Annotated in this window: 10 protein-coding genes; 6 read left to right on the top strand and 4 right to left on the bottom strand. The window is 61.7% G+C overall.

The genetic code is table 11. The features are described from left to right. Nucleotides 1-206 precede the first annotated feature (206 nt). Nucleotides 207-1,610, top strand: a complete 1,404-nt coding sequence (locus ACM6IK_RS04630; protein ID WP_414873345.1) for an MATE family efflux transporter — start codon at nucleotides 207-209, stop codon at nucleotides 1,608-1,610. A 140-nt stretch (nucleotides 1,611-1,750) separates the two neighbouring features. Here ACM6IK_RS04630 and tusA read toward each other — a convergent pair whose 3' ends face one another. Beyond that, nucleotides 1,751-2,002 (bottom strand): sulfurtransferase TusA, encoded by a 252-nt coding sequence (tusA, locus tag ACM6IK_RS04625; protein ID WP_007987255.1) that lies wholly within the window; start codon nucleotides 2,000-2,002, stop codon nucleotides 1,751-1,753. A gap of 191 nt (nucleotides 2,003-2,193) precedes the next feature. Continuing rightward, on the bottom strand, nucleotides 2,194-3,267 hold the full coding sequence (gene rlmM / locus ACM6IK_RS04620; protein ID WP_057715663.1) for a 23S rRNA (cytidine(2498)-2'-O)-methyltransferase RlmM: 1,074 nt from the start codon (nucleotides 3,265-3,267) through the stop codon (nucleotides 2,194-2,196). Between the two features lie 312 nt (nucleotides 3,268-3,579). Here rlmM and acnA point away from each other — a divergent pair, with 312 nt between their 5' ends. Further along, the gene (gene acnA / locus ACM6IK_RS04615) at nucleotides 3,580-6,321 is read left to right on the top strand and encodes an aconitate hydratase AcnA (protein WP_414873344.1); all 2,742 of its coding nucleotides are present in this window, start codon (nucleotides 3,580-3,582) and stop codon (nucleotides 6,319-6,321) included. 23 nt (nucleotides 6,322-6,344) lie between these two features. Here the strand turns inward: acnA and ACM6IK_RS04610 are convergent, their stop codons facing one another. Beyond that, nucleotides 6,345-7,208: a LysR substrate-binding domain-containing protein gene (locus ACM6IK_RS04610; RefSeq protein WP_414873343.1), complete on the bottom strand. Its 864-nt coding sequence runs from the start codon at nucleotides 7,206-7,208 to the stop codon at nucleotides 6,345-6,347. Nucleotides 7,209-7,304: 96 nt separating this feature from the next. Between ACM6IK_RS04610 and ACM6IK_RS04605 the strand changes: the two genes are divergently transcribed. Then, nucleotides 7,305-8,216 carry a DMT family transporter gene (locus tag ACM6IK_RS04605; protein WP_414873342.1) on the top strand — a complete coding sequence of 304 codons (912 nt, stop codon included), beginning with the start codon at nucleotides 7,305-7,307 and terminating at the stop codon, nucleotides 8,214-8,216. Nucleotides 8,217-8,363: 147 nt separating this feature from the next. Here ACM6IK_RS04605 and ACM6IK_RS04600 read toward each other — a convergent pair whose 3' ends face one another. Then, nucleotides 8,364-9,074 carry a FadR/GntR family transcriptional regulator gene (locus ACM6IK_RS04600; RefSeq protein WP_414873341.1) on the bottom strand — a complete coding sequence of 237 codons (711 nt, stop codon included), beginning with the start codon at nucleotides 9,072-9,074 and terminating at the stop codon, nucleotides 8,364-8,366. A gap of 281 nt (nucleotides 9,075-9,355) precedes the next feature. On the opposite strand from ACM6IK_RS04600, the gene ACM6IK_RS04595 reads away from it, so the two are divergent. The 3 genes from ACM6IK_RS04595 to ampC all read left to right on the top strand — a co-directional run bounded on the left by ACM6IK_RS04595 (nucleotide 9,356) and on the right by ampC (nucleotide 13,328). Continuing rightward, a complete protein-coding gene (locus tag ACM6IK_RS04595; RefSeq protein WP_414873340.1) occupies nucleotides 9,356-10,702 on the top strand; it encodes an MFS transporter in 1,347 nt (448 codons plus the stop codon). Nucleotides 10,703-10,726: 24 nt separating this feature from the next. Further along, entirely contained in the window at nucleotides 10,727-12,070 is a 1,344-nt protein-coding gene (gudD, locus tag ACM6IK_RS04590) for a glucarate dehydratase (RefSeq protein ID WP_218428786.1), read from the top strand. A 148-nt stretch (nucleotides 12,071-12,218) separates the two neighbouring features. Next, complete coding sequence (ampC, locus tag ACM6IK_RS04585) at nucleotides 12,219-13,328, top strand: class C beta-lactamase (protein ID WP_414873369.1); 1,110 nt, start codon at nucleotides 12,219-12,221, stop codon at nucleotides 13,326-13,328. The last annotated feature ends 36 nt before the right edge of the window (nucleotides 13,329-13,364 follow it).

The following is a 13,364-nucleotide window of genomic DNA, read 5'->3' as shown; positions in this document are numbered from 1 at the left end:
ACTGCACTCTTGCAGACACACCTTGCAGCCTGGAAGACGGCTGCTTCGCAGCCGAACGGGGCGGTTCGGCGATCCGACAAGCCCCCTCGCCACAGAAATCGGGTTCCTGTTTCAATTACAAATCCACAACACGGGTCTTTTCCTGACTGCCGCGTCAACGCGTAGAATGCGCGCCTGTGCATCAACACCTTTTGGACGTTTCGCCATTGAATCCTGTCATCGAGAATACCGCCGCCATTGCGCCTGCGCGGACGACACCCGTTCGCCTGGAACTCAAAGGCCTGCTCAACCTGGCCCTGCCCATCATGATCGCGCAACTGGCGACTACGGCCATGGGCTTCGTCGATGCGGTGATGGCCGGCCGCGTCAGCCCACGGGACCTGGCCTCGGTGGCCCTGGGCAACTCGATCTGGATTCCGGTCTACCTGTTGATGTCCGGCGTTTTGTTGGCAACCACGCCCAAGGTCGCGCAACGCTTTGGCGCCGGGCAGCTTGACGAAATCGGTCCGCTGGTACGCCAGGCGCTGTGGCTGGCACTGTGTGTCGGGCTGATCGGCAGCGGCCTGCTGCTCGCCGCCGAGCCGATCCTGCACTGGATGAAAGTCGATCCGCAATTGATCGAGCCGAGCATGGGCTACCTGCACGGGATCGCCTTCGGTTTGCCGGGCATGGCGTTTTATTACGTGCTGCGCTGCTATAGCGATGGCATGGGGCGCACCCGCCCGAGCATGGTCATTGGCTTGTGCGGCCTGCTGCTGAACATCCCGCTGAACTACACGTTGATCTATGGCCATTTCGGCGCACCGGCCCTGGGCGGCGTCGGTTGTGGCTGGGCCAGCGGCATCGTGATGTGGTTCATGGCGTTGAGCATGGCCGGCTGGACCTTCTGGGCGCCCTTCTATTCCCGCACTCGTGTGCTGGTGCGCTTCGACCGTCCGCAATGGGTCGTGATCAAGCGCCTGGTCGGCATTGGCCTGCCGATCGGTATCGCCGTCTTCGCCGAGTCCAGCATCTTCGCGGTCATCGCGCTATTGATCGGCAGTCTTGGCTCTACCGTGGTGGCCGGGCATCAAATCGCCCTGAACATCAGCTCGTTGCTGTTCATGATTCCTTACTCCCTGGGCATGGCGGTGACTGTGCGTGTCGGCCAGGCACTGGGGGCGGGCAATCCCTGGCAGGCGCGCTTCGCGGCAAAGGTCGGGCTCGGCGCGGCACTGGTGTTCGCGGCGTTCTCGGCGGCCCTGATCCTGCTGCTGCGCGAACCCATCGCCTCGATCTACACGCCTGACAAGGCCGTGATCCAGATTGCGTCGATGTTGATCGTCTACGCCGCGCTGTATCAGTTTTCCGATGCCATCCAGGTGATCTGCGCGGGTGCGCTGCGTGGATACCAGGACACCCGGGCGACGATGATCCTGACCTTGTTCGCCTATTGGGGCATTGGCCTGCCGGTCGGCTACGTGCTGGGACTGACCGATTGGTTCGGTCCGGCCAGCGGCCCGAGCGGGCTGTGGGAAGGGCTGATTGCCGGCTTGACCTGTGCGGCGCTGATGCTGTCGATCCGCCTGACGCTCAGCGCGCGCCGGCGGATTCGTAACCGTCAGGGCTGATCGCCGCAACCCTGTAGGAGCGAGCTTGTTCCGGGCGGCGTTCCGACGAAGGTCGTGAACGATAACGCGTAAAACCAGATGCCCAACGGCGCCTTCGGTTTTTTCGCGAGCAAGCTCGCTCCTACCGGGGGGGGGGCTGATCAGCCGGACTTCTTGCGAATCCAGTAGAGGTAGGTGCCCGCCTCTTCGTGCTGCGCCACCAGTTCATGGTCGAGAAACACGCAGAACTTGGGAATGTCACGACGGGTCGACGGGTCAGTGGCGATCACCTTGAGCAGGCCGCCAGGCACCAGGTCACGGATATGCTGGTGCAGCATCATCACCGGCTCGGGGCAGTTGAGGCCGGTGGCATCGAGGGTGCCGTCTACCGGCGTATCAAGCATTTCACTCATGATTCACTCCTGAAACTGGCCGGCATTGTCGCGCATTGCCGGGTGTAACGTCATCTGTGGCACAACGCCGCCCCTTGTAGGAGCGAGCCTTGCTCGCGATGGTCGTCAACGATGACGCGGGAGACCTGACACCCCGTGGTGCTCTCAGGTCCATCGCGAGCAGGCTCGCTCCTACAGGGGGTTGCGGTGTTTCAGCGGGACTTGGGCTTCTTCACGTCCAACCGGCGCAAATGGCAGGTCACTTCCTCGCGGTCGTGGTACAGCTGTTTGCAGCCGATCTCGACCTTGATGCCCCGTGCCTTGAAGCCATCGGCAATGCGCTCGAGCAAACGCTTCACTTCGGCATAGCGCTGTTTCATCGGCAGTTTGAGGTTGACCACCGCCTCGCGGCAATGGCCGTCGCCGATCCACTCTTCCAGCATCGCGGCGTTGCGTGCCGGCTTCTCGACGATGTCGCAGACCATCCAGTCCACCGGTTGCTTGGGCTTGAAGGTGAAACCGTCGGCCATCAAGTGCTGCACCAGCCCCGTGTCCATCAGGCTTTCGGCCATCGGGCCGTTGTCGATGGCGGTCACCAGCATGCCGCGGTTGACCAGTTGCCAGGTCCAGCCACCGGGAGCGGCCCCGAGGTCGACGCCGGTCATGTCGCCGTGCAAGCGCTCGTCCCACTGGTCGCGCGGGATGAAGTGGTGCCAGGCCTCTTCCAGCTTGAGGGTCGAACGGCTCGGCGCTTCGCGTGGAAACTTCAGGCGCGGAATGCCCATTGGCCACATCGCCGAGTTGTTCGACTCGGCCAGGCCCATGAACACTTCGCGGCCACTTTTGAAGGTCAGCAACAGGCGCGGCTTGTGCGCGTCTTCCACCAGTTTGCCGGCGGCCATCAGCGCCTTGCGCAGGTGCACTTCGAACTTCTTGCAGAAGTTCGACAGTTCCTTGCCGTCGTTGGTGTCGACCATTTCCAGCCACAGGCTGCCGCACAGCGGAAAGTCCGCCATATGCGCGAGGATCACGCTGATGCGGTCGGTTTCCGGCAGATCGATGAAAATCCCCCGGGCCCACTGGCGCGGGAAGATCAGCTCGGCGAAACGCTGCCCGCGCATCAGGCGCTCGGCACCGTCTTCTTCGGTGCAGACGAATTCGGCGCAGGCCGTCGCGGCCTTGGCCTTGGCATAACCGGCCACGTTCAACCGCGCGGCGAGGTCGGAAATCTCGGAACAGACTTCGCCTTCGAAGCCCGGCCGGCAATGCATGAATAGGGTGTTCATTCTTACTCCTGGACCCTGTAGGAGCGAGCTTGCTCGCGATGGACTCAAGGGCGGCGCGTTTACTCAGAAAACACGCGTTATCGTTAACGTCCATCGCGAGCAGGCTCGCTCCCACAAAGAGAGACCGCTTGCGTTGAAGCAAAGCCTGTCACGAAAACCGGCGCATGATAGCTGACTTCGGAACCTGGGGTCTGTCCATAGAGTCCAGTTATTAGCCAGCTACTTAAAACAGGGCTAGGTTTAATGTTCTGCCCGTCCCCTCAGTCCGTAGCCGTGCGGACTCAAACAGGCTGCCTGAAAGGAGTGATCGTAATGCCGTCGCTTAATAGTCTGAAAACGCTCAAGACCCTGCAAGTCGGCAACAAGACCTACCACTATTTCAGCCTGCCGGAAGCCGCCAGGAGCCTGGGCGACCTGGACAAGTTGCCGATGTCGTTGAAAGTCCTGCTGGAAAACCTGCTGCGCTGGGAAGACGAAAAAACCGTCACCGGCGCCGACCTCAAGGCATTGGCCGCGTGGCTCAAGGAGCGTCGCTCCGAGCGCGAAATCCAGTACCGCCCGGCGCGGGTCTTGATGCAAGACTTCACTGGCGTTCCCGCCGTGGTCGATCTGGCCGCGATGCGTGCGGCGATGGCCAGGGCCGGCGGCAATCCGCAGCGGATCAACCCGCTGTCGCCGGTAGACCTGGTGATCGACCACTCGGTGATGGTCGACAAGTTCGCCAGCAGCAGCGCCTTTGAGCAAAACGTCGACATTGAAATGCAGCGCAATGGCGAACGTTATGCGTTCCTGCGCTGGGGCCAGAGTGCCTTTGACAACTTCAGCGTAGTACCACCGGGCACCGGGATCTGCCATCAGGTGAATCTTGAATACCTCGCTCGCACGGTGTGGACCAAGGACGAGGACGGCCGCACCTATGCCTTCCCCGACACCCTGGTGGGCACCGACTCCCACACCACCATGATCAACGGCCTCGGCGTGCTCGGCTGGGGCGTCGGCGGTATCGAGGCGGAAGCGGCGATGCTCGGGCAACCGGTGTCGATGCTGATTCCGGAGGTCATCGGCTTCAAACTCACCGGCAAGCTCAAGGAAGGCATCACCGCCACCGACCTGGTGCTGACCGTGACCCAGATGCTGCGCAAGAAAGGCGTGGTGGGCAAATTCGTCGAGTTCTATGGCGATGGCCTCGCCGACCTGCCTCTGGCCGACCGCGCGACTATCGCCAACATGGCCCCGGAATACGGCGCCACCTGCGGTTTCTTCCCGGTGGACGACATCACGCTGGAATACCTGCGCCTGTCCGGCCGCCCCCTGGAAACGGTGCAACTGGTCGAGGCCTACAGCAAGGCCCAGGGCCTGTGGCGCCTGCCCGGCCAGGAACCCGTCTTCACCGACAGCCTGGCGCTGGACATGGGCCGCGTCGAAGCCAGCCTCGCGGGGCCGAAACGCCCGCAGGACAGGGTATCGCTGCCGAATGTCGCCCAAGCCTTCAGCGACTTCGTCGACCTGCAATTCAAACCCACCAGCAAGGAAGAAGGCCGCCTGGAAAGCGAGGGTGGCGGCGGCGTCGCCGTTGGCAACGCCGATCTGGCCGGTGAAGCGGATTACCACCACGAAGGCCAGACCTATCGCCTGAAAAACGGCGCGGTGGTGATTGCCGCGATCACTTCCTGCACCAACACTTCCAACCCGAGCGTGATGATGGCGGCCGGGCTGGTGGCGAAGAAGGCCGTGGAAAAAGGCCTGAAACGCAAACCCTGGGTGAAGAGTTCGCTGGCCCCCGGTTCGAAAGTGGTCACCGATTACTATAAGGCGGCCGGTCTGACCCACTACCTCGATGAATTGGGCTTTGCCCTGGTCGGCTATGGCTGCACCACCTGCATCGGCAACTCCGGGCCGCTGCCAGAGCCCATCGAAAAAGCCATCCAGCAAGCCGACCTCACGGTGGCATCGGTGCTCTCAGGCAATCGCAACTTCGAAGGCCGGGTGCATCCGCTGGTGAAAACCAACTGGCTGGCCTCCCCGCCGCTGGTAGTCGCCTACGCGCTGGCGGGCACGGTGCGCACCGATCTCAGCCGCGAGCCGTTGGGCGATGACAAGGACGGTAAACCGGTTTACCTGCGCGACATCTGGCCAAGCAGCAAAGAAATTGCCGACGCGGTGAACCAGGTCAACACCGCGATGTTCCACAAGGAATACGCCGAAGTGTTTGCCGGAGACGCGCAATGGCAGGCGATCAAGGTTCCGCAGGCGGCAACCTATGTCTGGCAGGACGATTCGACCTACATCCAGCACCCACCGTTCTTCGACGACATCGGCGGCCCGCCGCCTGTGGTCAAGGATGTCAACGGCGCCAGGGTCCTCGCACTGCTCGGCGACTCGGTGACCACCGACCACATTTCCCCGGCCGGCAACATCAAGGCCGACAGCCCGGCAGGGCAATACCTGCGCGACAAAGGCGTGGAGCCACGGGACTTCAACTCCTACGGCTCGCGGCGCGGCAACCATGAAGTGATGATGCGCGGCACCTTCGCCAACATCCGCATACGCAACGAAATGCTCGGCGGCGAGGAAGGCGGCAACACCCGCTACATTCCCACCGGGGAAAAAATGCCGATCTACGACGCCGCCATGCGCTATCAGGCTTCGGGCACGCCGCTGGTGGTGATAGCCGGCCAGGAATACGGCACCGGATCGAGCCGCGACTGGGCGGCCAAGGGCACCAATCTGCTGGGGGTGAAAGCGGTCATCGCCGAAAGCTTCGAGCGGATTCACCGCTCCAATCTGGTGGGCATGGGCGTGTTGCCGCTGCAGTTCAAGCTGGATCAGAACCGCAAGAGCCTGAACCTCAATGGCAGTGAAACCCTGGACATCCTCGGCTTGACCGGCGTCGAGCTGACGCCACGGATGAACCTGTCGCTGGTCATCACCCGTGAAGACGGCAGCAAGGAAAAAGTCGAGGTGTTGTGCCGGATCGATACGCTCAATGAAGTGGAATACTTCAAGTCGGGAGGGATTTTGCATTACGTGTTGCGGCAGTTGATTGCCTCATAACGGCTCGCTCCCACGCGTGCAAATCAGGCAAACTCCTCGCGCAGCATCGCCACGAACGCCTCGCGCGCCGGGTGCACCCCGGCGTTTTCGTGCCAGTAAAACAGGTTGTCGACGGCGGTCAGTTCGGGGAATTCAAACCCCGCACACCCGGCACCTTTGGCGTACTGGTCGAACACGCCTTTGGGCACCAGTGCCACCCCGGCCCCGGCGCTGACGCAACCGACAATCGCGCCATAACTGGCCAGGCTGACAATCGGCAGTGCCTGACCCTGTCGCAGCAACCAGTGCTCCAGCGCTGCCCGGTACGGACAGCCCTGTGGCCACATGAATACGGTCTGGTCCCGCAAGTCGCTGATGTCGCGCAGCGGCCCCAGGGAGGTCGAGGCGATCAGCAATAAATCCTCGCGGTACATCGGCGTGCGCTTGAGGTGCGAACGCTCGACATCCACCGCCACGATGGCGCCGTCGAGTTTGTGATTGAGTGTGTCGTCGAGCAACTGCCCCCAGGAGCCAGTGGTCAGCTCCAGCGCCACCTGCGGAAAACGCTTGTGGAATTTCGCCAGCAGACGCGGCAAACGCCCGGTGGCCGACGACTCGATGGCCCCGATGCGCAAGGGGCCGGAAGGTTCGGCCGACGGGTCGAGCGCACGCTTGGCCTCGGCGGTGAGGGCGAGAATTTTCGAAGCGTAGGCCAGGAAGGTTTGCCCCGACGGGCTGATGCGCAGCCCTCGACCCTCACGCAGAAACAGCGCGACACCGAGCTCGACCTCCAGAGCCTTGATCCGTGCCGTGATGTTCGACGGCACGCAATGCAGAAGCTCCGCCGCGCGGGCGATGCTGCCGACGTCGGCCACGGTCTTGAACATGCGAATCTGTGCCAGCTCCATACATCACCCACAGTGAACGGTTTGAGCATTATAAGTCAGTTGTGGAGAACGATGCGCTTTCTGATACTCGGTGCATCCGCCCACAGGTGCACGACCATGACGCCGCTCACACCCTCCCCCGTTTCACCCTGGAAAATCATCCTGGCCATGGCGTTTGTCGTGGCGTGCTGGGGGTATTCCCCAACCGGCATCCATATCGGCCTGCAGGCCTACGACCCGGGGCACCTGGCGCTCCTGCGCTTCCTGCTGGCCTCCGTGTTCATGTCTATGGTCGCGATATTCAAGGGCATTCGCTTACCCAGGCTTCGAGACGTGCCGCTGATGTTCGGCCTGGGTTTCTTTGCCGTGAGCCTGCACCACGTGGCGATCAACTTTGGCCAGCAAGGTGTCAGCGCTGGTGCTTCGAGCGTCCTGGCCCAGACCACGCCGCTGTTCAGCACATTGATCGCGCGCTTCGTGTTCAAGGATCAGGTGAGCCTGTGGCGCTGGGGTTGTGTGCTGCTCGGGTTGTTCGGCGTGCTGATTGTGGTGGCCGGCGATCATGGCCTGGGCAGCCTCGACGCCCACGGCTTGCTGATCCTGCTCGCGGCGGTGTCCTGGAGCCTCTACTTTGCCCTGCAAAAGCATCACACCGGGCGTTACGACGGGCTGACGCTGGTGTGTTACACGGTATGGTCCGGGACGGTGTTGTTGTTGATTTATCTGCCCGGCCTGTTGGATCAAGTCACCGCCGCGCCGATGCGCGTGCAGCTCGCGGTGATCGCCTTGGGGATTTTCCCCAGTGCCCTGGCGTATCTGGCCTGGGCTTATGTGCTGGCGCATGTCGATTTGAGCCGGGCGACGATGACGCTGTACCTGACGCCACCGACGGCGATGGTCATTGCGTCTTATACGCTCGGTGAACGGCCGACGCTGATGATTGTGGTCGGTGGGTTGGTGGTGTTGGCGAGTGTGCTGGCGTTGAATCTGGAGCGGCGGGTTGTGGTAGTTCAGGTTGTGCGGGTCTGATCCAGGATATTTGTTGTCAGAACTGACGCCTTCGCGAGCAGGCTCGCTCCCACAGGGTTTTACGGTTGCCGCAGTTCTTGAGCACGACTCAGAACCTGTGGGAGCGTGGCTTGCCCGCGATGAACGATGACTCGGTGTCACTGACCATCAACTGGGCGAAAACCGGTCGCGACTGTTTGTCAAGTGCAACCACATCGCCGCCCGCGCCGCGTCCGGGTCCTGGCGCTTGATGGCGTTGAGAATCGCCTCGTGCTCAAGGTTGGCCAACTGGCCGAGCTTGCTCAAGTCCACTGCGCCGCGCTCGGCGGCATTGACCCGGGTGCGCGGGATCATCGCATTGCCCAGGTGCTGCATGATCTCGGTGAAGCACAGGTTGCCAGTGGCTTCGGCGATCAGCAGATGAAAACGCCGGTCGGCTTCGACACAGCTGTCGTTGTTGGCCAGCAGGCTTTGATAGTCATCCAGCGCTTCACGCATTTGCGCCAGCAGCAGATCGGTGCGACGGGTTGCCGCCAGCGCCGCCGCCTGGGTTTCCAGGCCCATGCGCAACTCCAGAATGCTGCGCACCCCCAACGCCGTATCGACATTCAGCCGCAGCCCCTGCTCCGGTGCGCGCTCGATCACGAACGTGCCAATGCCATGCCGGGTTTCCACCAGCCCCGAGGCCTGCAACTTCGAGATGGCCTCACGCACCACCGTGCGACTGACCCCGTGCTCCTGAACGATGGTGTTTTCCGACGGCAACTTGTCGCCGGGCAACATCTGGCCGAGCAGGATGCGCTGGGTCAGTTTTTCGACCAGATCATGGGCCAGGTTGTGAGTGCGCTTGCGGGCAGGCGCGTCGAGGTCTTCTTGCATGGAGATATCCGGAACACAGGGCTATCGAATCGTAGCACCGCGCTTGGCGGGAATCCTGTAAAAAATTCATCCAGCTTGTATGACAACACTCAACAAAACGCCCATATCAAATCATTTAGACAGTCAGCCAGCAGCGCCATCAGAATAAAAATTTGCCGAATAAGCGCCATTTCATTGGAAGAACGGGGTTGCACGAAGAAAAAACCTAGTTGTATGATGTCTAGCAACATCGCAACACCCAGCCCTACCCCGCATAAAAATAACGAGTGGGAGAAAACGCAGTGAATACATCCATCTCCGCGATGCACGACGACGCCAGTTCAGCGCTGAAGTCCGCCATCGCCAAAGTCAAACGTCACGTCCTGCCGCTGTTCGTCATCATGTTCATCGTCAATTACATCGATCGCGTGAACATCGGCTTCGTCCGCGCCCACATGGAACACGACCTGGGCATTGGCGCTGCCGCCTATGGCCTCGGTGCCGGTCTGTTCTTCATCGGCTATGCACTGTTCGAAGTGCCCTCCAACATCCTTCTGCAGAAAGTCGGCGCACGCATCTGGCTGACCCGGATCATGCTGACCTGGGGCCTGGTCGCCGCGGGCATGGCGTTCATCCAGAACGAAACCCACTTCTACATCCTGCGTTTTCTGCTGGGCGTAGCCGAAGCCGGGTTCTTTCCCGGGGTGATCTACTACTTCACCCGCTGGTTGCCCGGCGTGGAGCGTGGCAAGGCGATTGCGATTTTCCTCAGCGGCTCGGCGATTGCCTCGCTGATCTCCGGCCCGCTGTCCGGGCTACTCCTGCAAATCAGTGGCCTGGGCATGCACGGCTGGCAGTGGATGTACTTCATCGAGGGCATGTTTTCGGTGGGGTTGTGCGTATTTGTCTGGTTCTGGCTGGACTCCAGACCCCATGACGCCAAATGGTTGAGCCGCGAGGAACAGGACGCGCTGGTCAAGGCCATCGACGACGAACAGCTGGCTCGGGAAGCGGCGACGCCGATCAAGCCGTCACTGGGCAAGTTGCTCAAGGATCGCCAGATCATCCTGTTCTGCCTGATCTACTTCTTTATCCAGCTGACCATCTACGCCGCTACGTTCTGGCTGCCGAGCATCATCAAGAAGATGGGCGACCTGAGCGACATCCAGGTCGGGCTGTTCAACTCGATTCCGTGGTTGCTGTCGATTGTCGGCATGTATGCCTTCGCGTCCCTGTCGGCCAAATGGAAGCACCAGCAAGCCTGGGTCGCTGCCGCCCTGCTGATCGCGGCTGCCGGGATGTTCATGTCCACCACCGGCGGGCCAGTGTTCGCCTTCGTTGCGATCTGCTTTGCCGCACTGGGCTTCAAATCGGCCTCGTCACTGTTCTGGCCGATTCCCCAAGCCTACCTGGATGCGCGAATTGCGGCCGGCGTCATCGCGCTGATCAACTCGGTGGGCAACCTCGGCGGTTTCGTTGCGCCGACCACCTTCGGCCTGCTCGAAGCAAACACCGGTTCGATTCAGGGCGGGCTGTACGGCCTGGCCGCGACCTCGATCATCGCCGCCATCATCGTCTTTGCCGCCCGCAACACACCGAAACCCGCACCCGCCGGCGCGCCGCGCAACCCCGCGCCCAACCACGCCTGAATTCAGTTTTTTAAGGATTGGAAAATGAACCCACAAGACACCGCAAAAGCCCCGGTCATCACCAGCATGCAAGTGGTTCCGGTCGCCGGCCACGATGGCATGCTGCTCAACCTGAGTGGCGCCCATGGGCCGTTCTTCACTCGCAACATCGTGATCCTCAAGGACAACGCCGGCCACACCGGTGTCGGCGAAGTACCGGGGGGCGAGCGCATTCGCCAGACCCTCGAAGACGCACGCAGCCTGGTGGTCGGCAGCCCGATTGGCACTTACCAGAAGATCCTCAATCAGGTGCGCCAGACCTTCGCCGACCGCGATGCCGGTGGGCGCGGCTTGCAGACCTTCGACCTGCGCATCACCATCCATGCGGTCACCGGCCTTGAAGCCGCATTGCTCGATTTGCTCGGCCAACACCTGGATGTACCGGTGGCCGCCCTGCTCGGCGAAGGCCAGCAGCGCGATGAAGTGAAGATGCTCGGCTATCTGTTTTATGTCGGTGATCGCAATGAAACCGACCTCGCCTACCGCAGCGAACCGGACGCCGACAACGACTGGTTCCGCGTGCGACACGAGAAAGCCATGACCGCCGATGCGGTGGTGCGCCTGGCCGAGGCGGCCCATGCCCGTTACGGCTTCAAGGATTTCAAACTCAAGGGCGGCGTGCTCAGCGGCGACGCCGAAATCGAAGCGGTCACTGCCCTCGCCGAACGCTTCCCCGATGCGCGCATCACCCTCGACCCGAATGGTGCCTGGTCACTGAAAGAAGCCATCCGCCTGTGCCGCGATCAGCACCGCGTGCTGGCCTACGCCGAAGACCCGTGCGGGGCGGAAAACGGTTACTCGGGACGCGAAGTCATGGCCGAATTCCGCCGTGCCACCGGCCTGAAAACCGCGACCAACATGATCGCCACCGACTGGCGTGAGATGGGCCACGCGATCCAGTTGCAGTCGGTCGACATTCCCCTGGCCGACCCGCACTTCTGGACCCTGCAAGGCTCGGTGCGCGTGGCGCAGATGTGCCACGAATGGGGCCTGACCTGGGGTTCGCACTCCAACAACCACTTCGACATCTCCCTGGCGATGTTCACCCATGTGGCAGCGGCCGCTCCAGGCGAAATCACCGCCATCGACACCCACTGGATCTGGCAGGACGGCCAGCGCCTGACCAAGGCCCCGCTGCAAATCGTCGACGGCTGCGTGCAGGTGCCGCAGAAACCGGGGCTGGGGGTCGAACTGGACATGGATCAGGTCGCCAAAGCTCATGAACTGTACAAAGGCATGGGCCTGGGGGCGCGGGATGACAGCGTGGCGATGCAGTTTTTGATTCCGGACTGGAAGTTCGATAACAAGCGGCCGTGCCTGGTGCGTTGAATCAACGATTGCGCACCTTGTAACAATAAATCCGACCCGCCTGTGGGCGGTCGGATTTAAAAACAGGGTTTTCCCCCTAGAATGGCGCGCAACTGAATCAACGACGGATGAAACCAACATGAACAGGCTGAAAACCATCGCCGCCTGCATGGCGATAGTCGCCGCGGGCCAGTGCGTGGCACAGGATCAAATCGAGACAGTGGTGAACGCTGCTGTACAACCGGTGATGCAAACCGAGGGCATTCACGGCATGGCCGTGGCAGTCACCGTCAACGGCCAGGCGCATTACTTCAACTATGGCGTCGCCTCGAAAGAAACCGGCGACCCCGTCACGCAAGACACCCTGTTCGAGATCGGCTCCGTCAGCAAAACCTTCACCGCCACCCTCGCCGCTTACGCCCAGGCCACCGGCAAGCTGTCGCTCTCGGACAAGGCCAGCCAGATCCTGCCGGCCTTGCGCGGCAGCGCGTTCGACCACATCAGCGTGCTACAACTGGGTACCTACAGCGCGGGCGGCCTGCCGCTGCAGTTTCCTGCTGAATCTGATTCCGCCAACACAATGCTCGGCTACTACCAACAATGGAAACCGCTCTACGCCCCCGGCAGCCACCGATTGTACTCGAACCCCAGCCTTGGCCTGTTCGGCTACCTCGCCGCTCAAAGCATGGGCCAGCCGTTCGATGAACTGATGGAGAAAACCCTGCTGCCGAAACTGGGCCTCAAGCACACCTATGTGCATGTGCCACAGGATAAGATGGCGCTGTATGCCCAGGGCTACAACAAGGACGGCAAACCGGTACGGGCCACTCCGGGGGCGCTGGATTCCGAGGCGTACGGGGTGAAAACCAGCGCCGCGGACTTGCTGCGCTATGTCGGCGCGAACATGAAGCCGGCGTCCCTGGAAAAGCCATTGCAGCAAGCCATCGCCCTGACTCATAGCGGTTACTACACCGTAGGCGATATGACCCAGGGCCTCGGTTGGGAGATGTATCGCTACCCGATCTCACTGGATCGCCTGCTGGACGGCAACTCCACGCCGATGGCCATGGAGGCGCACAAGGCCCAATGGCTGAACCCGCCGCAGGCGCAGCCGCAGAACGTGCTGGTCAACAAGACCGGTTCAACCGGGGGCTTTGGTGCTTACGTGGCGTACGTGCCATCGAAGGACATCGGCATTGTGATGCTGGCCAACAAGAATTATCCCAATGCGCAGCGGGTCAGGATTGCTCATCAGATACTGAGTGCCCTGACTCAATAAGCCTTGCCGCCTTCTCCATAGATAAGGGCGACCTCT

Source organism: Pseudomonas sp. IT-196MI5, from assembly GCF_949767415.1.
Classification (GTDB): Bacteria; Pseudomonadota; Gammaproteobacteria; order Pseudomonadales; family Pseudomonadaceae; genus Aquipseudomonas.
This window is presented reverse-complemented; position numbering and strand designations above follow the sequence as displayed.

Bases quoted from the DNA above. Each gene is read 5' to 3' on its own strand.
- gudD (WP_218428786.1), top strand. From the start codon at position 10,727: ATGAACCCACAAGACACCGCAAAAGCCCCGGTCATCACCAGCATGCAA.
- rlmM (WP_057715663.1), bottom strand. From the start codon at position 3,267: ATGAACACCCTATTCATGCATTGCCGGCCGGGCTTCGAAGGCGAAGTC.
- ACM6IK_RS04610 (WP_414873343.1), bottom strand. From the start codon at position 7,208: ATGGAGCTGGCACAGATTCGCATGTTCAAGACCGTGGCCGACGTCGGC.
- ACM6IK_RS04605 (WP_414873342.1), top strand. From the start codon at position 7,305: ATGACGCCGCTCACACCCTCCCCCGTTTCACCCTGGAAAATCATCCTG.
- acnA (WP_414873344.1), top strand. From the start codon at position 3,580: ATGCCGTCGCTTAATAGTCTGAAAACGCTCAAGACCCTGCAAGTCGGC.
- ACM6IK_RS04600 (WP_414873341.1), bottom strand. From the start codon at position 9,074: ATGCAAGAAGACCTCGACGCGCCTGCCCGCAAGCGCACTCACAACCTG.
- ampC (WP_414873369.1), top strand. From the start codon at position 12,219: ATGGCGATAGTCGCCGCGGGCCAGTGCGTGGCACAGGATCAAATCGAG.
- tusA (WP_007987255.1), bottom strand. From the start codon at position 2,002: ATGAGTGAAATGCTTGATACGCCGGTAGACGGCACCCTCGATGCCACC.